Annotated in this window: 17 protein-coding genes and 5 pseudogenes; 20 read left to right on the top strand and 2 right to left on the bottom strand. The window is 32.0% G+C overall.

Translation table 11 applies throughout. The features are described 5' to 3' along the window. The first annotated feature begins 7 nt into the window (after positions 1-7). The 12 genes and pseudogenes from ABLV95_RS05005 to sucB all read left to right on the top strand — a co-directional run bounded on the left by ABLV95_RS05005 (position 8) and on the right by sucB (position 10835). Entirely contained in the window at positions 8-517 is a 510-nt protein-coding gene (locus ABLV95_RS05005) for a GNAT family N-acetyltransferase (RefSeq protein ID WP_460876558.1), read from the top strand. Between the two features lie 10 nt (positions 518-527). After that, complete coding sequence (locus ABLV95_RS05000) at positions 528-1601, top strand: undecaprenyldiphospho-muramoylpentapeptide beta-N-acetylglucosaminyltransferase (protein ID WP_460876557.1); 1074 nt, start codon at positions 528-530, stop codon at positions 1599-1601. A gap of 16 nt (positions 1602-1617) precedes the next feature. Continuing rightward, positions 1618-2233, top strand: a pseudogene (locus ABLV95_RS04995) (phosphatase PAP2 family protein). Positions 2234-2343: 110 nt separating this feature from the next. Beyond that, positions 2344-3932, top strand: a protein-coding gene (locus ABLV95_RS04990; protein ID WP_460876556.1) for an IS3 family transposase whose coding sequence is annotated in 2 segments (ribosomal slippage) — positions 2344-3045 and positions 3048-3932 — 1587 coding nt in all. Because the reading frame shifts where the segments join, the coding sequence is not laid out codon by codon here. A gap of 606 nt (positions 3933-4538) precedes the next feature. After that, positions 4539-5201, top strand: coding sequence for a response regulator transcription factor (locus ABLV95_RS04985; protein WP_069815636.1), 663 nt, complete (start codon positions 4539-4541; stop codon positions 5199-5201). Beyond that, positions 5198-6552 (top strand): annotated as a pseudogene (locus ABLV95_RS04980) (ATP-binding protein). Before ABLV95_RS04985 ends, ABLV95_RS04980 begins: the two are co-directional and overlap by 4 nt. Positions 6553-6750: 198 nt before the next feature. After that, positions 6751-7149 (top strand): 2-oxoglutarate dehydrogenase E1 subunit family protein, encoded by a 399-nt coding sequence (locus tag ABLV95_RS04975; protein WP_460876555.1) that lies wholly within the window; start codon positions 6751-6753, stop codon positions 7147-7149. A 25-nt stretch (positions 7150-7174) separates the two neighbouring features. Then, positions 7175-8302: a thiamine pyrophosphate-dependent enzyme gene (locus ABLV95_RS04970; protein WP_460876554.1), complete on the top strand. Its 1128-nt coding sequence runs from the start codon at positions 7175-7177 to the stop codon at positions 8300-8302. Next, entirely contained in the window at positions 8268-8753 is a 486-nt protein-coding gene (locus ABLV95_RS04965) for a hypothetical protein (RefSeq protein ID WP_460876553.1), read from the top strand. Before ABLV95_RS04970 ends, ABLV95_RS04965 begins: the two co-directional genes overlap by 35 nt. After that, positions 8641-9049: pseudogene (locus ABLV95_RS04960) on the top strand (hypothetical protein); the annotation flags it as partial. The gene ABLV95_RS04965 and the pseudogene ABLV95_RS04960, both read left to right, overlap by 113 nt. A gap of 18 nt (positions 9050-9067) precedes the next feature. Next, positions 9068-9556 (top strand): hypothetical protein, encoded by a 489-nt coding sequence (locus tag ABLV95_RS04955; protein ID WP_460876740.1) that lies wholly within the window; start codon positions 9068-9070, stop codon positions 9554-9556. Positions 9557-9569: 13 nt separating this feature from the next. Further along, a complete protein-coding gene (gene sucB / locus ABLV95_RS04950) occupies positions 9570-10835 on the top strand; it encodes a dihydrolipoyllysine-residue succinyltransferase (protein WP_460876552.1) in 1266 nt (421 codons plus the stop codon). Between the two features lie 549 nt (positions 10836-11384). On the opposite strand, the gene ABLV95_RS04945 is transcribed toward sucB, so the two are convergent. Next, positions 11385-11933, bottom strand: coding sequence for a helix-turn-helix domain-containing protein (locus ABLV95_RS04945; RefSeq protein WP_427704446.1), 549 nt, complete (start codon positions 11931-11933; stop codon positions 11385-11387). A 515-nt stretch (positions 11934-12448) separates the two neighbouring features. Then, on the bottom strand, positions 12449-13324 hold the full coding sequence (locus ABLV95_RS04940; protein ID WP_046465324.1) for an AraC family transcriptional regulator: 876 nt from the start codon (positions 13322-13324) through the stop codon (positions 12449-12451). A gap of 120 nt (positions 13325-13444) precedes the next feature. Here ABLV95_RS04940 and ABLV95_RS04935 point away from each other — a divergent pair, with 120 nt between their 5' ends. The 8 genes and pseudogenes from ABLV95_RS04935 (at position 13445) to ABLV95_RS04900 (ending at position 19392) form a co-directional block, all read left to right on the top strand. Then, the gene (locus ABLV95_RS04935; protein WP_460872646.1) at positions 13445-14002 is read left to right on the top strand and encodes a sugar phosphate isomerase/epimerase family protein; all 558 of its coding nucleotides are present in this window, start codon (positions 13445-13447) and stop codon (positions 14000-14002) included. Beyond that, complete coding sequence (locus ABLV95_RS04930) at positions 13962-14312, top strand: hypothetical protein (RefSeq protein WP_460876551.1); 351 nt, start codon at positions 13962-13964, stop codon at positions 14310-14312. Before ABLV95_RS04935 ends, ABLV95_RS04930 begins: the two co-directional genes overlap by 41 nt. 123 nt (positions 14313-14435) lie before the next feature. Next, positions 14436-15323 carry a sugar phosphate isomerase/epimerase family protein gene (locus ABLV95_RS04925; RefSeq protein WP_427704449.1) on the top strand — a complete coding sequence of 296 codons (888 nt, stop codon included), beginning with the start codon at positions 14436-14438 and terminating at the stop codon, positions 15321-15323. Next, a pseudogene (locus tag ABLV95_RS04920) lies at positions 15323-16466 on the top strand (Gfo/Idh/MocA family protein). The gene ABLV95_RS04925 and the pseudogene ABLV95_RS04920 overlap by 1 nt, the downstream one beginning before the upstream one ends. A 38-nt stretch (positions 16467-16504) precedes the next feature. Next, complete coding sequence (locus tag ABLV95_RS04915; RefSeq protein ID WP_460876548.1) at positions 16505-17512, top strand: Gfo/Idh/MocA family protein; 1008 nt, start codon at positions 16505-16507, stop codon at positions 17510-17512. 464 nt (positions 17513-17976) lie between these two features. After that, positions 17977-18538 (top strand): annotated as a pseudogene (locus ABLV95_RS04910) (dihydrofolate reductase family protein). 31 nt (positions 18539-18569) lie between these two features. After that, positions 18570-19040, top strand: coding sequence for an ATP-binding cassette domain-containing protein (locus tag ABLV95_RS04905; RefSeq protein ID WP_460876546.1), 471 nt, complete (start codon positions 18570-18572; stop codon positions 19038-19040). Beyond that, the gene (locus tag ABLV95_RS04900; RefSeq protein WP_460876544.1) at positions 18994-19392 is read left to right on the top strand and encodes a hypothetical protein; all 399 of its coding nucleotides are present in this window, start codon (positions 18994-18996) and stop codon (positions 19390-19392) included. The genes ABLV95_RS04905 and ABLV95_RS04900 overlap by 47 nt, the downstream gene beginning before the upstream one ends. Positions 19393-19572: the final 180 nt, after the last annotated feature.

Genomic DNA, 19572 nt, shown 5'->3' with positions numbered 1-19572 from the left:
TATTTCTATGATTAGAATTGCTAACAAAAACGATTTATCAAGTGTTCTAAAAATTGTAAAAGAAGCTAAAGCAATCATGAAACAAGATAATAATAACCAATGGGATGAACAATATCCTTTGGAGCAGCATTTCAAAGAAGACATACAAAAAGAAACACTTTATGTACTTGAAGAAACTTCTATAATTTATGCTTTTATAGTTGTCGACCAACAACAATCAGAGTGGTATGATGAACTAGAATGGCCAATCGACAGAAGTGGTGCATATGTAATCCACAGACTTGCTGTTTCATCAGCATATAAAGGTGTCGCTACTCAATTATTTAACTTTGCTGTTAACCTTGCACTTGATGATAATATTCACGTTATAGTGACAGATACATTTGCATTAAACAAACGTGCACAAGGTCTGTTTAATAAATTGGGCTTTAATAAAGTAGGCGAGGCAGAAATTGATTACCCTCCTTTTGATAAAGGAGAACCCTTTTATGCCTATTATAAAAAATTAGAAGAATAGAGGTTACAATATGACGAAAATCGCATTTACTGGGGGAGGCACTGTTGGACATGTCTCAGTCAATTTAAGTTTAATACCCACTGCCTTGGAAGAAGGTTATGAAACCTTTTACATCGGTTCAAAAAAAGGAATTGAACGCGAGATGATAGAATCTCAATTACCTAAAATCAAATATCATTCAATTTCTAGTGGTAAATTAAGACGTTATATTTCTTGGGACAATATAAAAGACGTATTTAAAGTATTAAAAGGTGTATTAGATGCGAGAAAAGTATTAAAGAAAGAGAAACCTGATTTATTATTTTCAAAAGGTGGTTTTGTATCTGTGCCAGTAGTTATGGTCGCAAAATCTTTGAAGATTCCAACAATAATTCATGAATCAGATTTAACGCCTGGCTTAGCTAACAAGATTTCACTCAAATTTGCTAAGAAAATCTACACTACTTTTGAAGATACATTGCAGTATCTCCCTAAGGATAAAGCAGATTTCGTCGGCGCAACAGTACGTGAAGATTTGAAAACTGGAGATAAAAACCGAGGATATCAACTCACTAAATTTACTAATGATAAAAAAGTATTGCTCGTTATGGGTGGTAGTCTAGGTAGTAAAAAATTAAATGAAATCATACGACAAAATTTAGACGCACTGAATGAAAACTATCAAGTTGTACATTTAACTGGTAAGGGCTTGTTAGAAAAGCAATATTCAAATAAAGATGGTTATATTCAATTTGAATTCGTGAAAGATGATTTAACAGACCTTTTAGCAATTACTGATACGGTTATTAGTCGTGTTGGCTCAAATGCGATTTATGAATTTTTAGCACTTAGAATTCCTATGTTATTAATTCCACTTGGTTTAGATCAATCCCGTGGTGATCAAATTGATAACGCTAAGAATTTTGAATCTAAAGGTTTTGGTAAAACATTACCAGAGGATACGTTAACTGAAACACAATTAATCACACAGCTTAATGAAATTGAAGCTAAGCGTGAATCAATAGTTAAACAAATGCAAACATATAAAGAAAGCTATACGCGTCAAGATTTATTCAATAAAATTATTAATGACGCACTAAACTAATGGGAGGTCATATGCAATGAGTCGATGGAAACGAATTTCATTATTAATCATTTTCACTTTAATATTTGGCATCATTGCATTCTTTCATGAATCTAGATTAGGAAAATGGATTGATAATGAAGTATACGAATTTATATATTCTTCTGAAAGTTTTATTACGACTACTTTCTTCTTAGGCGTAACTAAGATTGGTGAAGTATGGGCAATGGTTTGTTTGTCACTACTACTAATTGCTTATTTAATGCTAAAACGATTAAATATTGAGGCTTTGTTTTTTGCTATCGCAATGAGTTTATCAGGGACTTTAAATCCTTTGCTAAAGAACCTCTTTGATAGAGAACGTCCAACATTATTAAGGCTCATTGATATTTCTGGGTTTAGCTTCCCAAGTGGTCATGCTATGGGCTCCGCCACATTCTTTGGCAGTACGATGTATATCGCTAATCGAGTGCTACAAGGTAAATCTAAAGCATTTATGATAGGATTATCTGCATTATTTATCATTTTAATATCATCATCTCGCGTATACCTAGGTGTTCACTATCCAACTGATATCATTGCTCGGAATCATTGGTGGCGCCTTCTGTGTGGTACTACCAACGCTTATTTTAAGACATAAACTACAAGTTTAGTATTTATTGATAGTTTATCAACACTAAATCAACTAGATATATGTTACATCTAGTTGATTAGTCTGCCGAAAAGTCACTGATATGCTCCCTCCAAAGTAGACATTTAAAAAATGAAAACTTTGGAGGGAATTTTTATGTCTAAAACTTATAAAGTAAATACAGAAACTTTTCTTTTAGCTTTTAGAATGATGGAAAATGGTGTAAGTGCTTCAAGCGTTATAAAAGAACTGAATATAAATTTAAGTAAATCAATGTTAAATGAAAAATATAGCAATTTTAAAATCAATGGTATTAAATCTATAATGCCATCTTTAAAAAATAATACCTATTCTAAACATTTCAAAAGAAACGTTGTGGAGGAATATTTCAATACTGAATTATCAAGTTATGACTTAGCTTATAAGTATAATATTCCTAGTTCGGGTACTGTTAGATCTTGGATAAAACGTTATACTGAGGGTACAGAAAACAAAACATATTCCCCTAAATCCGAGGTGTATACAATGAAGGCTAGAAAAACAACTTTAAATGAACGTATTGAAATTGTTGAATATTATATCGCGAATGAAATGAACTATAAGGCGACCGCCGAGAAATTCAATGTGACCTATGGTCAACTATATAACTGGGTAAAAAAATACAAAGAACATGGTAGTGATGGTCTAATTGATAGTCGTGGTAAGCATAAACCTAAATCAATTATGACGGATGAAGAAGTGTTGAAAGCTGAAATCAAAGCTTTGAAAGAGCGTAATAAATATTTACAAATGGAAAATGAAGTATTAAAAAAGGAGGAAATTATAGAAAGAGAGTTGATGAATTAAAAATCAGACAACAGGCATCGTACAAAACGATAGAAGCATTAAAATACAAATATCCAATCTTAAAATCATGTGAAATATTAGGAGTTTCCAGATCGGGTTATTATAAATGGCTTCATCGAACAGTAAGCAAATTAGAACAGGAAAACTTAGATTTAATGGATACTATTCAAACAATATACGATAAATATAAAGGGATTTATGGTTATCGTCGAATCTACATATACATTCGCCTCAAATTAGGAAAAACAGTTAATCATAAGCGTATTTATAGATTGATGAATAAAATGAATTTAAAAGCTACTATTCGTAAGAAGAAAAAGAGGTACATTAAAAGCAAACCTACGGTTACTGCAGAAAACATTTTAAATCGTCAGTTTAATGAATCACGTCCTAATACCAAGTGGCTGACAGATACTACTGAATTCAAAACCAAAACAGGACAAAAAGTTTATTTAAGTGCTATATACGATTTAGGTTCAAAGAAGATTATCAGTTATGAAATGAATACAACTAATAATAATGAGTATGTTTTCAACACGCTTAGAAAGGCAATTAACCAAGTTGATAATACCCAAGGTATTGTATTTCACAGTGATAGAGGCTTCCAATACACAAATAGCAGATTCAAGAAAATATTGGATGAAAACAAAATGATACAGAGTATGTCTCGTGTTAGTCGCTGTATAGATAACGGGCCGATGGAAGGTGTTTGGGGCATTATTAAAAGTGAGATTTATAAAGGAAATAAAAATTACACATTTGAAACTGTTAAATTAGCTAAAAAAGTTATAAGTGAATATATAAACTTTTTTAATAACGATCGAATTACATTAAAAATGGCTGACCGCATACCTAAAGGTATGAAGTCAGCCTAAAACAAATTTCAATTATTTAGTTGTCTACTTGACTGGGTGCAGTTCACACTGACTTTTCGGCAGTTTTTTATTTATGATTTTGAAAATATCTTGTTTGAATTTTGAATTGCAAAAAAAACAAGCCAAACGTCGATATTAACGTTTGGCTTGCCTCAATTTTGAGCAACTTGATATATAACGAATCTTGTTGCTTTTTGTGTCAAAATTTATTATAAAAACCGATTTTACAATGTAAAACCGGTTTTTATATTCACGTTGTCTCGCAACGTTAGTCTTTTACGGGCATATAAAAGGGGATATTTCTGAAAATGATCAATCCAATAAGATCGAAATTCGTGTGGGGGGAATGTCTTATATTTGGAATTGATAATCATTTTCAATTACATTATACAATACTGAGAATTATTGTCAATTAGAATTAAAGAATTTTTATAGATTCTTATATTTATCAAGACTTAATAACCTTTAAAATGCAATACGAGGGAATATAATACGATTTACTTGTTTAAGTATACCTCGTATACAAACAACAAATATTATACAATTATTAGTAATAACTTCCTACATTGTGTATTATCATTTAAAATATAATTTGAGGTGCAACTTATGACAAAAATATTAATAGTAGAAGATGAACAAAATCTTGCTCGCTTTATAGAACTTGAACTTGAACACGAAAATTACACTGTAGATATAGAATACGATGGACGTCCTGGTTTAGAAAAAGCATTATCAAATAACTATGATCTTATACTTTTGGATTTGATGCTACCAAATATCAATGGCTTAGAAATCTGCCGTCAAATTCGTCAAAAGCAAACAACGCCAATTATTATTATTACTGCTAAAAGCGATACCTATGATAAAGTCGCAGGTTTAGATTATGGCGCTGATGATTATATTGTTAAACCATTTGATATAGAAGAATTACTAGCTAGAATACGTGCTATGCTACGTAGACAGCCACAAAAGAACGTCATTGATATCAAGGGTATCATTATAGACAAAGACGCTTTTAAGGTCACTGTAGAGGGCGAATCCTTAGATTTAACAAAAACAGAATATGACTTATTATATTTACTTGCTGTTAATAAAAATCATGTTTTGCAGAGAGAACAAATTATCACGGATGTTTGGGGATATGATACCGAGGTTGAAACAAATGTTGTTGATGTTTATATTCGTTATTTAAGAAACAAACTCAAACCATATGGTAAAGATAAATACATCGAAACCGTTCGTGGCGTTGGCTATGTGGTTAGACAATGAAGCAAAGAAAATTAAAAACAAAATGGATGATGATAACAACAACAATAACGTTTTCAACAATATTTATTTTTAGTTTGATTATTATATTCTTCTTAAGCAATAGTTTACGTCACAATGAATTTACTGAGGCAGAACGAAGTTCGTCAGATATTGTAAACCTTTTTGAAACTAAGCATATGAAAGATATCACACCTTTAGATTTAAATGCTTCTTTAGGCAACTTTCAAAAGGTAATACTTTATAGTGACAATGGTAACAAATTAATGGAGACTTCAAATGATAATACGATCAATTACACACCAAATTTTGCGGCTAAAGATGCGAATCAAGCTTCAATTAAAAATCATCATAATACGGAATACCTGACTATAACGCAACACATCGATTCTCAAAGTTTCAAAGGGTATAGTGTAATCGTCCATTCATTAGAAAGCTATAACACACTCGTAAATTCTTTATATTTTATTGCGCTTATTTTCGGCATCATTGCAACGTTTATCACTGCGATTATAAGTTACTTTTTCTCATCACAAATTACAAAGCCATTAATTTTGATGTCTAACAAAATGCAACAAATACGTAGAGACGGTTTCCAAGAAAAAGTAGAGTTAACTACAAACTATGAAGAAACAGATAATTTAATCGTTACTTTTAACGAAATGATGTTCCAATTAGAAGAATCTTTTAATCAACAAAGACAATTCGTGGAAGACGCTTCTCACGAATTACGTACGCCATTACAAATTATCCAAGGTCACTTAAATTTAATTCAACGTTGGGGAAAAAAGATGCGACAATACTTGAAGAATCTTTAGACATTTCCTTAGAAGAAATGATGAGAATTACAAAATTAGTAGAAGAGCTTCTCTTACTCACTAAAGATAATAATAATAGTCGAGATGGAGATATCGAAAATGTAGACATTAATCAGGAAATTACTTCTCGTATAAAATCTTTAAAACAATTACATCAGGACTATAAATTTGAATTTGAAGCTTATCCTAAACCACTTAATATTAAAATAAATCGTTACCAATTAGAACAAATATTAATTATCTTCATTGATAACGCTATGAAATATGATCAGCATAACAAACATATTCATATCCAAACCAATCTTAGAAACAAACAAATTTCTATTGAGATAACAGACCACGGTGTTGGTATTCCTAAAGAAGATATTGAATTTATTTTTGACCGTTTCTATAGAGTCGATAAATCACGTTCACGTAAATTAGGTGGCAATGGCCTCGGTCTATCTATTGCTAAAAAAATAATTGAATTGAATCATGGCACTATACAAGTTGAAAGTGAAATAGGTAAATATACTACTTTTAAAATTACTTTTTAACACGTGAAATCTAGCATTAAAAAAGTTTAAATTTAGCAAAACATACGTTACATTATTATATATATTACAAAAGTAACAGAATCTATTTAATTTAGATTCTGTTTTTTCATATAACTAGGCTATTGGTACTTTAATTTGCGCCTGTTTAATGCTATTATTGATTTGTAAGCGTTTCAACTATTTTGTGGAGGGTGTAATATGAGCAACGAAAGACAGGTTTCCGAGGCACCTGTAAATTTCGGGGCAAATCTTGGATATGTTTTAGATTTATATGACGTATATCTAAATGATCCGACTTCAGTCCCTGAAGATTTGCAAGTCCTATTTAGTACAATCAAAAACGGTGAAGCTAACATCGTAACAAATACTGAAGGTCAAAGTAATGTGACTAAAGGTGATAGCACAATCAAACGTGTTATGCGCTTAATAGATAATATCCGCCAATATGGGCATTTATTAGCAGATATTTATCCAGTCAATAGACCTGTAAGAGAAAATGTTCCAAAGTTAAACTTTGAAGATTTCAATTTAGACAAAGAAACACTTGAATCTATTTCTGCAGTGTATCGTATCAGAGCATTTCAAAGATATTTATGACAATGCTTATGAAGCTATTGTACGTATGGAAAAACGTTACAAAGGACCAATCGCCTTTGAGTACACGCATATCAACAACAATAGAGAACGTGTATGGTTAAAACGCAGAATTGAAACACCGTACAAAGCAACTTTAAATGACAATCAAAAAATCGAACTTTTTAAAAATTTAGCCCACGTTGAAGGTTTTGAAAAATATCTACACAAAAACTTTGTAGGCGCAAAACGCTTTTCAATTGAAGGTGTAGATACATTAGTCCCAATGTTACAGCAAACTTTAAAACTTGCGAGTGACGAAGGTATTCAAAACATTCAAATTGGTATGGCTCACCGTGGGAGATTAAACGTACTCACACATGTTTTAGAAAAGCCATATGAAATGATGATTTCTGAATTTATGCACACAGATCCAATGAAGTTTTTACCAGAAGACGGAAGCTTAAAATTAACTTCTGGTTGGTCTGGCGATGTTAAATATCACCTTGGTGGCGTGAAAACGACGCGTTCATATGGTAGTGAACAACGTATTTCATTAGCTAATAACCCAAGTCATTTAGAAATCGTAGCACCTGTTGTTTTAGGGAAAACACGCGCAACACAAGACAACACAGATAAACCTGGTGCAGTAACAACGGAATTCGAAAAATCTATGCCAATATTAATTCATGGTGACGCAACTTATCCTGGCCAAGGCATTAATTTTGAAGCAATGAACTTAGGTAGCCTTGATGGTTATTCTACTGGTGGTACTCTGCACGTTATTACAAATAACCGTATCGGCTTTACAACAGAACCTGAAGAAGGTCGTTCTACAACATATTCTTCAGATGTAGCTAAAGGATATGATGTGCCAATTATGCATGTTAATGCAGACAACGTTGAAGCAACAATTGAAGCAATTGAAATTGCTATGGCTTTCAGAAAAGAATTCCATAAAGATGTTGTTATTGACTTAGTTGGTTACCGTCGATATGGTCATAACGAAATGGATGAACCATCAATCACAAATCCACTACAATATCATGAAATACGTAAACATGACTCCGTTGAACTTTTATACGGAAGACAGCTCGTAGATGAGCATATTATTACAGAAGATCAAATGAATAATATTATGGATGAAGTACAAAAATCATTACGAGCAGACTCATGACAAAATTGATAAAAATGATAAAATGGATAATCCAAATATGCAAAAACCAGATGACTTGGCAGAACCAATTCAAAGCCAAGATACTGAATTGAGTTTTGAACAACTTAAAGAAATTAATGATGCGATGCTTACGTATCCTTCAAATTTCAATGTATTGAAGAAACTTAATAAAGTATTAGACAAACGTAGAGAGCCATTTGAAAAAGAAGATGGATTAGTTGACTGGGCTCAAGCAGAACAATTAGCTTTTGCGACAATTACTCAAAATGGCAATCCAATACGCTTAACAGGGCAAGATAGCGAACGTGGTACTTTCAGTCACCGCCATGCAGTCTTACATGACCCAGAGACTGGCGAGAAGTACACACCGTTACATCATGTACCTGATCAAAAAGCGACGTTTGAAGTACGTAACTCACCATTATCAGAAGTCTGCAGTAGTTGGCTTTGAATATGGTTATAACGTTCAAAATAAATCATGTATGACAATTTGGGAAGCACAATATGGTGATTTTTCAAATATGTCTCAAATGATTTTTGATAACTTCTTATTTAGTTCAAGAGCTAAATGGGGTGAACGTGCTCGCTTTAACATTATTGTTACCTCATTCATTTGAAGGACAAGGACCAGAACATTCATCTGCACGTTTAGAAAGATTCTTGCAACTTGCAGGAGAAAATAATGCGACAATCGTTAATTTATCTAGTTCAAGTAACTATTTCCATTTATTACGCGCACAAGTCGCTACATTAGGTACAGAATCTATGAGACCTTTAGTAGTAATGTCACCGAAAAGCTTATTACGTAATAAAACAGTAGCAGATCCTATTAGTAAATTTACTACGGGCAAATTTGAAGCGATTTTACCAGAAGAACATCAAAAAGACACTGTAAGAAAAGTTATTTTAGCTTCAGGAAAAATGTTTATTGATTTAAAAGAATATTTGGCTCAAAATCCGAATGATTCTATATTAATTGTTGCAGTAGAGAGACTTTACCCATTCCCTGTAACAGAAATCGAAGCATTGTTAAATGAATTGCCGAATTTAGAAAACGTAGCTTGGGTACAAGAAGAACCTAAGAACCAAGGTGCATGGTCATTTGTTTATCCTTATCTAAAAGAATTAACTACAGATAAATACGATTTAAGTTATCATGGTCGTATACAACGTTCGGCACCGGCTGAAGGTGATGGTGAAATCCACAAACTCGTTCAAAATATGATACTCGAACAAAGTACAAAAATTAACTAGGGGGAAGTCAAGCATGCCAGAGGTAAAAGTTCCAGAATTAGCAGAATCCATAACAGAAGGTACCATTGCAGAATGGTTAAAACAAGTAGGCGATAACGTAGATAAAGGTGAAGCTATCGTTGAACTAGAAACAGATAAAGTAAACGTTGAAGTTGTTTCAGAAGAAGCAGGCGTTCTTCAAGAATTACTTGCAAACGAAGGCGATACAGTTGAAGTAGGTCAATCTATCGCTGTTGTTGGAGAAGGTAGCGGAAACAACGCTTCTGAAACACCAGCTAAACAAGATGACGCTAAAGACGATTCATCATCAGAAAAAGCTCAACCACAACAATCTGAAACGCAAAATGATAAATCAGAAGAAAAAGATCAAGACAACGGACAACGTGTTAATGCAACACCTTCAGCACGTAAATATGCTCGTGAAAAAGGTATCGACTTATCTGAAGTAGCAACACAGTCAAATGATGTTGTAAGAAAAGAACATGTTGATCAAAGTCAAAATCAAGCAAGCTCAAAACAATCAGCTCCAACCGCTAAAGAAGAAGCGAAAAAACCGGCACAACAAAATCCATCAAAACCAGTAGTGAGAGAAAAAATGTCTCGTCGTAAGAAAACAGCTGCTAAAAAATTATTAGAAGTTTCTAATAACACAGCTATGTTAACTACATTTAACGAAATCGATATGACGAACGTAATGAATTTACGTAAACGTAAAAAAGAACAATTCATTAAAGATCATGATGGTACTAAACTCGGCTTCATGTCATTCTTTACAAAAGCGACTGTTGCGGCGCTGAAAAAATTCCCAGGTGTGAATGCTGAGATTGACGGCGACGATATGATTACTAAACAATTCTATGATATCGGTGTTGCAGTATCTACTGACGACGGTTTACTTGTTCCATTCGTAAGAGATTGTGACAAGAAAAACTTTGCTGAAATCGAAGAAGAAATTGGCAATTTAGCTAAAAAAGCACGCGATAAAAAACTCGGCCTAGACGATATGGTAAATGGTTCATTCACAATTACTAATGGTGGTATCTTTGGTTCAATGATGTCTACACCAATCATTAATGGTAGCCAAGTCGCTATTCTAGGTATGCACTCAATTATTACACGTCCAATTGCTGTCGATGCAGATACAATCGAAAACCGTCCAATGATGTACATTGCATTAAGCTATGATCACAGAATCATTGATGGTAAAGAAGCAGTAGGATTCTTAAAAATGATTAAAGATTTAATTGAAAATCCAGAAGATTTACTATTAGAATCTTAATCCACAACACAAAATAGTTTATTAATCCCAATACAACGGCGCTAAGCGTCGTTGTATTTTTTGTTTTTAAAATTTTAATTACTCTAAAATCCAAATAAGAGGCGTGAACATGAAATCAAAATTCGACTTCGTATTCACGCCCCCAAAACTAATCCAAAAACAAATACGATGATTAATAATATCAAGCCACACGTTAAACAAATATAACCGGAAACCTTTGAGCGTTGTCTTAGAAGAAAAATACTTAAACTAATTATGGCAACGCTTAAAATCAACAATGCTATTAAGTTTAACCATGAATTTAATAAAAATAGATAGTATTAGAAAATCGAGTTATGTCTTTGACTATGCTTAACAGATACATGGAATTTTAAAAAATATGCTCATTTAAAAGGACATATACAACAACAATAACTAAAAAGGCATATTTGATCACAAAATAAGACATTAACTCAAAATCGTACTTAAATTACAATGTGAGCGATCAAGCATAAAGTAATTTATATTTTTATTACAACTCTGAAAAAGTTAAATATTTCTGCAAAGAAATTAATAATGCACAATCATATTAAATCGAACTGATGAAATATTTTCATTTGAGTAAAAATGGAAGATATTGGCGTTAAATTGGATAGATTCATCTTTATGAACCGTATAGTTATCTCCATCCAATTTAAGCGTTAGTGTACCTTCATAAACCGTTATGTACTCTATAGATCCAGAACCATGTGGCGATTCTTTCATAAGACCTTCAGGCTCTATAATAACCATATGACTCTCAAACTTTTTCTCAATATCAAACTTAAAAAATGGATATACTTTATATTTATTGTCATCTGAAGTTAATGGATTCAATTCATTCGCAGATATCTTTCTAATATTTTCAATATTTTCTTGTGTAAGTTCAGAGAATGAAACTCTTAAACCGTTAGCTATTTTCCATAATGTTGTAATCGATGGAATAGATTCTTTACGTTCAATTTGCCCAAGCATCGTTTTACTTACTTCAGTCAAAGTGGATAAATGTTCTAGTGAATATCCATTTTGTTTTCTATATAACTTAAGATTTTCAGCAATAATATCATTAATTTCTTTCATAGATCTTTCCGCCTTTATTTTATAATCTAACGCATGGAAAATTCATTCCAAGTCTTAAAACGTTATAACGTCATTATACACGTTATAACGTTTTATGCGAGAGGGAGGTGGTAATGATACTGTTGTAAAAGCTATAAACCTTGTAGCATCAGTGTCCTTACCACTATTTACTAATTTAAACATTCTGGATTTTAAACACGTAAAACAGCAGATTTCATGTTTAAAATCTATACTAGTTACGATATTTCTATTTATTCTAATGACTACAGTTCATTATTCTATTTCAATAACAAGCTTATTATATTAAATTTTCGACCATTCAAATAATGATTACTAACCGTTGAATATTGCTTGAGCATAAACATAATTTTTGTATCTTTAAAAGCATAGATGCATTATTTATTATGTTAAGTACCTTTTTCATGATCAGTCTTTCCATTAAAAATTGCCATTACTTTAGACTCACTAGCTGAGACAATTCTAAAGTAATGGCATTTCTCTACTCTATAAACAGTTTAATTTTTGGCGTGTTTTTGATAATAATCACGTGGACTGCACCCATAAGACGTTTTAAATTTTCGATAAAAGTTAGAATAATCGCTAAAACCGCATTGATTGGCAACTTGTTGTGGACTTTCTCCATTTTTCAACATACGTTGCGCATTTTGCAATCGTTTCTGTAATAAATAACGATATGGTGGATAGCCTACAAGGCGAGTGAAGTGCTGAGTAATTTTATAGCGACTAACATAGAATTTCTTTTCGAGATCTTCTAATGAAATAGGATCTGCGTAGTGTAACTCCATATAATCTAATACTTGTCTTACTAACTCAGATTCCGGGTCATCTATCACTGATACTTGTTCATTAGCAATTGACACTCTATTTAAAAGTATAAAAAATTGAGTGAGCAATGCTTCTTCTGCTAATTTCTTTCCAAATTTCTGACTATTTTGTTCATTAATTAAACCCTGAAGTAAATAATATAGTTCTCTTTTTTGTGATTCTGACAATTGCAGTAAATTTTTAAAGTTTGGTGATTTTGTGTCGAAGCATGCACTTAAATCATATGTATCTGTAGACAAAGATTCTAATAAATGTTCATCAAATCTTAATCCGATACGTTCGGCATGCCCATCCATTTGTTCATTTAACTGATGAAATTCATATGGTGTAATGAGTAATAAAGAACCTACGTCTAGCTGATATTTTCTACCTTCAATGGTATATAGCATATTGCCTGACAGTGAGAAGAATATTTCATAATGGTCGTGATAATGTAATTCATTGCCAAAGTGACCATCACTTATCCTGTGCCATGCCGCATACTCTCCATCAAAAGGTAACGAAATAGAATCAAATTTAAACTTAATATCCCCGTTGTCTTTCATTCAAATACCTCCCGCTCAAAAAACAATCTTTTTCCCTTTATTTACAATGTTGTTAATTTTCACTCAATATATAATTAAATTATAACACTAAAGCAATATTATATTGAAAGGATGATTTATATGACTGAACCACAAATTGGAGTTCAAATGATGATGCTTAAAGATAAGGTAGCTGAAGATGGGATATACAATGTTTTAAATAAAGTAAACGAGCTTGGCTACCATGCTGTTGAGGTATCTCAAATAGAAATGACAGAACAGAATATTACTGAAATGCAACGTGCAATTAAAGATTTTGGCATGAATATCGCGGCAATGTCTTGTGGTGTCGAAGATATTTCTGAAGATCAAAAATATCCAGGTGATACATTACAAAATGATTTTGATAAAATTGTAGCAGATTGTAAAGCTGTAGATTGTACAATTTTACGTATTGGCATGCTTCCTATGAACTATATGGGTTCTAAAGAAAGTACGCTTAAATTTGCCGAAATATGTGAGGAATATGCGAAACGCTTAAAAGAACATGGCATCGATCTTTACTATCATGCGCATAACGTAGAATTCGTTCGTTATAATGGAGAGCTCATGTTAGATTTAATGCGTGATAACACTGAACATTTAGGCTTTGAGTTAGATGTACATTGGATTTGGCGTGCTTGGTATAGACCCAGCTAAATTCATACCAACATATGCAAATCGCATTCGTGCCATCCACTTAAAAGATTATCGTATTGGTGAAATTGATTGGGACCAATACCCTGGAGAAGGCGTTGAGAAGGTATATTATATGCTACATATGATTACACAATTTGCTGAACTTGGTGAAGGTACTTTACCTTTAAGAGATATCATAGAAGCTGGCCTTGAAAGTGGCAGTGAATATTTCTTTGTTGAGCAAGATGAATTATACGGTGCCGATCCATATGATTGCTTAATCACAAGTCGTGATCACTTAATTGATTTAGGTTATAAAACATGGTTCTAATTTAAATTAATAGTCTATCTACACCTTAATAGGTGCTTTTTAAAGAAGTTAAATGTAAGCGATTGCAATTTACTTCTTTATAAAATTCAAGTTATATTTAATGAAAATGGAGGTATTTTTATAATGAAAAATATCGCAATATCAGGATTTTCGGATGAAATATCATCCGAATTAGATACCCAGTTAAAAACTGTCAGTGAATTAGGTATGCGCTATATCTCATTGCGTGGTGTTGATGGTGAAAATATTAGCAAATACTCTGTTGATAGCATACAAAAAGATGTCTTACCAAGGTTGAAAAAGTGGAACATTGGCATTTCATCCATTGGTTCGCCAATAGGCAAAATTTATATTAATGATGAAGATGCTTTTAAAGCGCAATTAGAGACATTAAAAACATTATGTCAAATATCAAATACTTTAGATTGTAAATACATTAGAATATTTAGTTTTTATATACCAAAAGAAGATAATTTTGATGATTATGAAAAAGAAGTCATTGCTAAATTAAAGCAATTTGCCAAAATTGCTGAACAATATAATGTGATATTACTTCATGAAAATGAAAAAGATATCTTTGGAGATATTGCTCGACGTTGTAATGTTATTTTAAATGAAGTCGGTTCAGAACATTTTAAAGCAATATTTGATTTCGCAAATTTTGTTCAGTGTGGCGAGGATCCACAAGCATGTTATGAATTATTGGCTCCACATATTGAATATATTCACATTAAGGATGCTATTTATGAAGATAGCGTCAATGTCTTATGTGGTACGGGTGATGGTAAAATTGAATCGATACTTAAACAAGCAATCGACCGCGGCTACAAAGGATTTTTAACACTAGAACCTCATCTCGTTGTATTTGATTCACTTAAAGATTTAGAACTTGAACATTCCACAGAGACGATTCAAAACACAGTAGCTAAAGACGGCGCTGAAGGATATAAAATGCAATATGAAGCTTTACTAAAAATACTATCTAATATTGAACAAAAGGAGAATGCATAATGGAAAAAGTTCGTTTAGGAATTATTGGTTTAGGTGCACAAGGTGGCACGTATGCAGGTTTTATTCATAGCGGAGAAGTAGATAAACTAGAAATTGGCGCAATATGTGACATTGATCCTGAGAAAAAAGCATTAAGTGCTGAAAAATATCCAGATGTACCTTTCTACGATAACTATATTGATATGTTAGAAAGTGGCGATGTAGATGCAGTCGTTACTACAGTGCCTCATTACCTTCATACAGAAATAGGTAAAGAAGCATTGTCTAGGGATATTCATGCACTTTTAGAAAAGCCTGCAGATATCTATGCTGAAAAAGTTAAAGAAATCAGTGATTTAGCAGCTTCTAAACCAGAATTAACGTTTGGTATTTTCTTTAATCAAAGAACCAATCCTTTATACCAAAAAGTTAAAGCATTAATTGATGCTCGGTGAAATTGGTCATATTCGTCGCACAAATTGGATTATCACTACATGGTGGCGTCCACAAGCATATTATGATCAAAGTTCTTGGAGAGCAACTTGGGATGGAGAAGGCGGTGGCGTTTTAGTAAACCAAGCACCACACCAAATCGATTTACTCCAGTGGTTATGTGGCTTACCTGAAAAAATATTTTCAAATGTTAAATATGGTTACCAAAGAGAATTAAACGTCGATGATGATGTAACAACTGTATTAGATTATGGCAACGGGGCAACAGGTGTATTCATTACATGTACTCATGACATTATCGGAACAGACCGCTTAGAAATCACTGGCGATAAAGGTAAAATATTAGTCGAAGATAGTAACAAAATTACACTGACTCGCTTAAAAGAATCTGAAACAGACATGAACCGTAATATGTCGTGGGAAGATGCTGCCAAAATATTCACTGGCAATGGTTTTGACGATATCTATGATCAAGAAACGTTTGAATTCGAAAGTGTATGGGGTCAACAACACATCAGCGTATTAGAAAACTTTGCAGCTAACATTATTGATGATACACCATTGATTGCTCCAGGCAGTGACGGTATTAATGGTGTTAACTTTGTAAATGCCATTTATCTTTCAAGTTGGTTAGGCAAAGAGGTATCACTACCAGTAGATCCAACAGAATTTAAAAATGCATTACAAGAAAAAATTCAATCAGAGCAATAAATTAACTCATAAAAGCATAAATAAACGGAGATGGTCATATGCTTAAAATTGGAATTGTTGGACTAGGTGATATCGCTCAAGTACATATTCAAGCGATTGATGATAATCCAGAGGCTCAATTAGTAGCAGTTTGTGATGAAAACGAATTATTAAAAAACAAAGTACCTCATACGCATTTTTATAAAGATTTAAATGAAATGTTAGATTCAGAAGCGTTAGATTGTGTTCATATTTGTTTACCACACTATTTACACTTATCAGCAACAGCGACTTGTGTTGAAAAAGGCGTTCATGTGTTGCAAGAAAAACCACTTGCAATTAACGCTAAAGAAGGTCTTGAATTAGTGAAATTAGAGCGTAAGTACCCAGAAATTAAAATTGGTATTTGCTTTCAAAATCGCTATAATGATACCTTTCAAACACTTCAGAAAATCGTCGGAAGTGGTGAATATGGTAATGTCATTGGCGTAAAAGGGCTAGTAACTTGGTTTAGACCTGAAGCTTATTATACAGAGAAACCTTGGCGCGGTAAGATGGACACTGTCGGTGGTGGCGTACTAATCAATCAAGCTATTCACACACTAGATTTAATGCAATTACTTTGTGGCAAAATCACATCTATTAAAGGCAATGTCTCACAACTATTAGATTATGATATTGAAGTAGAGGATACCGCAGTCGCACACATAGCGTTTGAAAACAAAGCAAATGGTATGTTTTTCGCTACAAATGCCAGTATTGGGAATTCTAGTGTTGAGCTTCAAGTCATCTTTGAAAATGAAAAATTCACAATTAAAGATAATATTCTGACACGTGTAAATGAAGACGGTTATAAAAAGCAAGTTATAGAAGATGCTAAAGCACCTAAAACAAAATCTTATTATGGACCAAGCCATGGTAAACTGATTAATCAATTTTATGATTGTCTGCATAACGATACACAAAATTATGTACATGCTCAAGATGCACTCGCATCCATCGCTATGATAGATGCAATTCAAATGTCTTCTGAATCAAAACAAACCGTAACATTTACCAGTGATTAAATTTATCATTATTAAAAATCTATTCAGCGCACGGAACATAAATACAACATGTTATTTTGTAAATGTAAATTATATATTTCACTGTAGTTGTCTGTATTTACTCAGCTATGTGGGAGCAGTGGTAAGTAATCAAACATTGATTGCTTATCTTGCTCCTTTTTATTCGAACATTTTTGATTTTTGAAAGTACATGTTTGCTTGGAATATGAATCGAATCTATTATCTCTCACTCATACTATTTCACTGGACGTCAGCCTTATACAAAATGGGACAAGTACATATAAATATTTAAATCATCTATATCGTTTCAACTTCATTAGGGATACTTATGACTTGTACTCTTTTTCATACAATTTTTAAGTAAATAAAATAATTTTATCATTCAACACAATGATTGTTTTTTCATTTAAGCTTCACTACAATAAATATATAATAATATATTTTAATGAATGAAGGTGCATTTTATGAGCGATAATAGCAAAATTATATTAGATTTAGCTGTATCTTTAGATGGTTTTATAGAAGGATCGAATGGTGAAATTGATTGGTGTATCATGGATCCAGAAATGAATTTCACTGCATTTTTAAACCAAATAGACGCTATTATTTATGGTAGAAAAAGCTATGATTTATGGGGAACTTTCCAACCGCAAGCAGACGATAGCAATGGAGAGCAGTTCATGTGGGACAATATTCATAGCAAAAGTAAATATGTATTTACACGCCAAGATATTTCAAATCAAACAACTACTGAATTTATTTATAATCCTGACATTACCAAAGCAGTCGAACAAATCAAATTAGCTCATACAAATGACATATGGTTATATGGTGGGTCTAGTATTATCACCTCATTTATAGATAAAAATTTAATTGATGAATATCGTTTATCTATTCACCCAGTAGTATTAGGTGCTCGGAAAACCATTATTTGAAAATATTAATCAAAGATTGAATTTGTCATTGTTAAAAATGCATACTTATCAAAGCGGTGTCGTACAGCTCATTTATGGCAAAGATAAATAATGATCTTTTATAGAAAAAGGAATGATATTCAATGAACATAGCGATTGAAGCTAAAAACGTGTCAAAAGAGCTTAACCAGAATCTTATCATTAATGATTTGTCTTTTAAAATCCCCAAAAATTCCATAACTTTAGTAAAAGGAATAAATGGAGTAGGTAAAAGCTTAACATTAAAACTTATTTCTAAATTACAGTTACCAAGTAGCGGCAATATTTATACTGATTCTAAAATTAGCTATGCCCCGGATGCATTTCCTAAAAACATTAAAGTAACAGTAAAACAATTTTTATTATTTATAATTAACTCAAATAATCAAATTAATAAAAAACAAGTACATACTATACTGCAAAATTATTTGGATTTATTTTATTTAACTGAATTTCAAGATTTGAAATTGCATCGTTTATCTAAAGGTACATTACAAAAAGTTAATATTATACAATGTCTATTAGCGGATGCTCGACATTTTAATTTTCGACGAACCATTTTCAGGTCTAGATAATAAATCAGAAAAACGGTTTGTAAATCATTTACGACAATTAGTTAAAACGAAAACAATTATTATAACAGCGCATGATTACAATTTTGAAAATACTGTAGTCACTCATATACTCAATTTAGACGATTACACATTTAAATCCATCTCTAAGCAAGATACGCAGAAATTAATTACTGTGCAAAGCTATAAACAAAACCACAACTTAATTATGGTAAATAATGAAGGTTCTATACTTTCTATACTAGAAATTAGCGACAATAAGTTAGCGATACAAGTATATAAATCAAAATCTAACTTAGTTATACTAAATTTAATAAATAATAATTATGAAATTATAGAAGTAAAGGACTTATAATATGCTACTTACTTTTTTAAAATATGAAAATTTAAAGTTTTTAAAATCTTTTATTTTTATACCACCTATTTTTATTTACTTATTATGTCTAATAAGCATCTATATTTATAAAGATGTCCCTGTATTATCTAGTTATGGATCCACATCAATTGTGCTATTTCTTATAATGACTTGGCTTAC

Source organism: Staphylococcus sp. Mo2-1, assembly GCF_046721385.1.
GTDB classification, from domain to species: Bacteria; Bacillota; Bacilli; order Staphylococcales; family Staphylococcaceae; genus Staphylococcus; species Staphylococcus equorum_A.
Note: the sequence above shows the minus strand (reverse complement) of the source record. Positions and strands in the feature narration are given on the sequence as shown.

Bases quoted from the DNA above. Each gene is read 5' to 3' on its own strand.
- ABLV95_RS04925 (WP_427704449.1), top strand. From the start codon at position 14,436: ATGAAAAATATCGCAATATCAGGATTTTCGGATGAAATATCATCCGAA.
- ABLV95_RS04905 (WP_460876546.1), top strand. From the start codon at position 18,570: ATGAACATAGCGATTGAAGCTAAAAACGTGTCAAAAGAGCTTAACCAG.
- ABLV95_RS04985 (WP_069815636.1), top strand. From the start codon at position 4,539: ATGACAAAAATATTAATAGTAGAAGATGAACAAAATCTTGCTCGCTTT.
- ABLV95_RS04945 (WP_427704446.1), bottom strand. From the start codon at position 11,933: ATGAAAGAAATTAATGATATTATTGCTGAAAATCTTAAGTTATATAGA.
- ABLV95_RS04930 (WP_460876551.1), top strand. From the start codon at position 13,962: ATGTACATTGGATTTGGCGTGCTTGGTATAGACCCAGCTAAATTCATA.
- ABLV95_RS04940 (WP_046465324.1), bottom strand. From the start codon at position 13,324: ATGAAAGACAACGGGGATATTAAGTTTAAATTTGATTCTATTTCGTTA.
- ABLV95_RS04935 (WP_460872646.1), top strand. From the start codon at position 13,445: ATGACTGAACCACAAATTGGAGTTCAAATGATGATGCTTAAAGATAAG.
- ABLV95_RS04970 (WP_460876554.1), top strand. From the start codon at position 7,175: ATGGAAAAACGTTACAAAGGACCAATCGCCTTTGAGTACACGCATATC.
- ABLV95_RS04965 (WP_460876553.1), top strand. From the start codon at position 8,268: ATGAAGTACAAAAATCATTACGAGCAGACTCATGACAAAATTGATAAA.
- ABLV95_RS05005 (WP_460876558.1), top strand. From the start codon at position 8: ATGATTAGAATTGCTAACAAAAACGATTTATCAAGTGTTCTAAAAATT.
- sucB (WP_460876552.1), top strand. From the start codon at position 9,570: ATGCCAGAGGTAAAAGTTCCAGAATTAGCAGAATCCATAACAGAAGGT.
- ABLV95_RS04975 (WP_460876555.1), top strand. From the start codon at position 6,751: ATGAGCAACGAAAGACAGGTTTCCGAGGCACCTGTAAATTTCGGGGCA.
- ABLV95_RS04900 (WP_460876544.1), top strand. From the start codon at position 18,994: ATGCTCGACATTTTAATTTTCGACGAACCATTTTCAGGTCTAGATAAT.
- ABLV95_RS04955 (WP_460876740.1), top strand. From the start codon at position 9,068: ATGAGACCTTTAGTAGTAATGTCACCGAAAAGCTTATTACGTAATAAA.
- ABLV95_RS05000 (WP_460876557.1), top strand. From the start codon at position 528: ATGACGAAAATCGCATTTACTGGGGGAGGCACTGTTGGACATGTCTCA.
- ABLV95_RS04915 (WP_460876548.1), top strand. From the start codon at position 16,505: ATGCTTAAAATTGGAATTGTTGGACTAGGTGATATCGCTCAAGTACAT.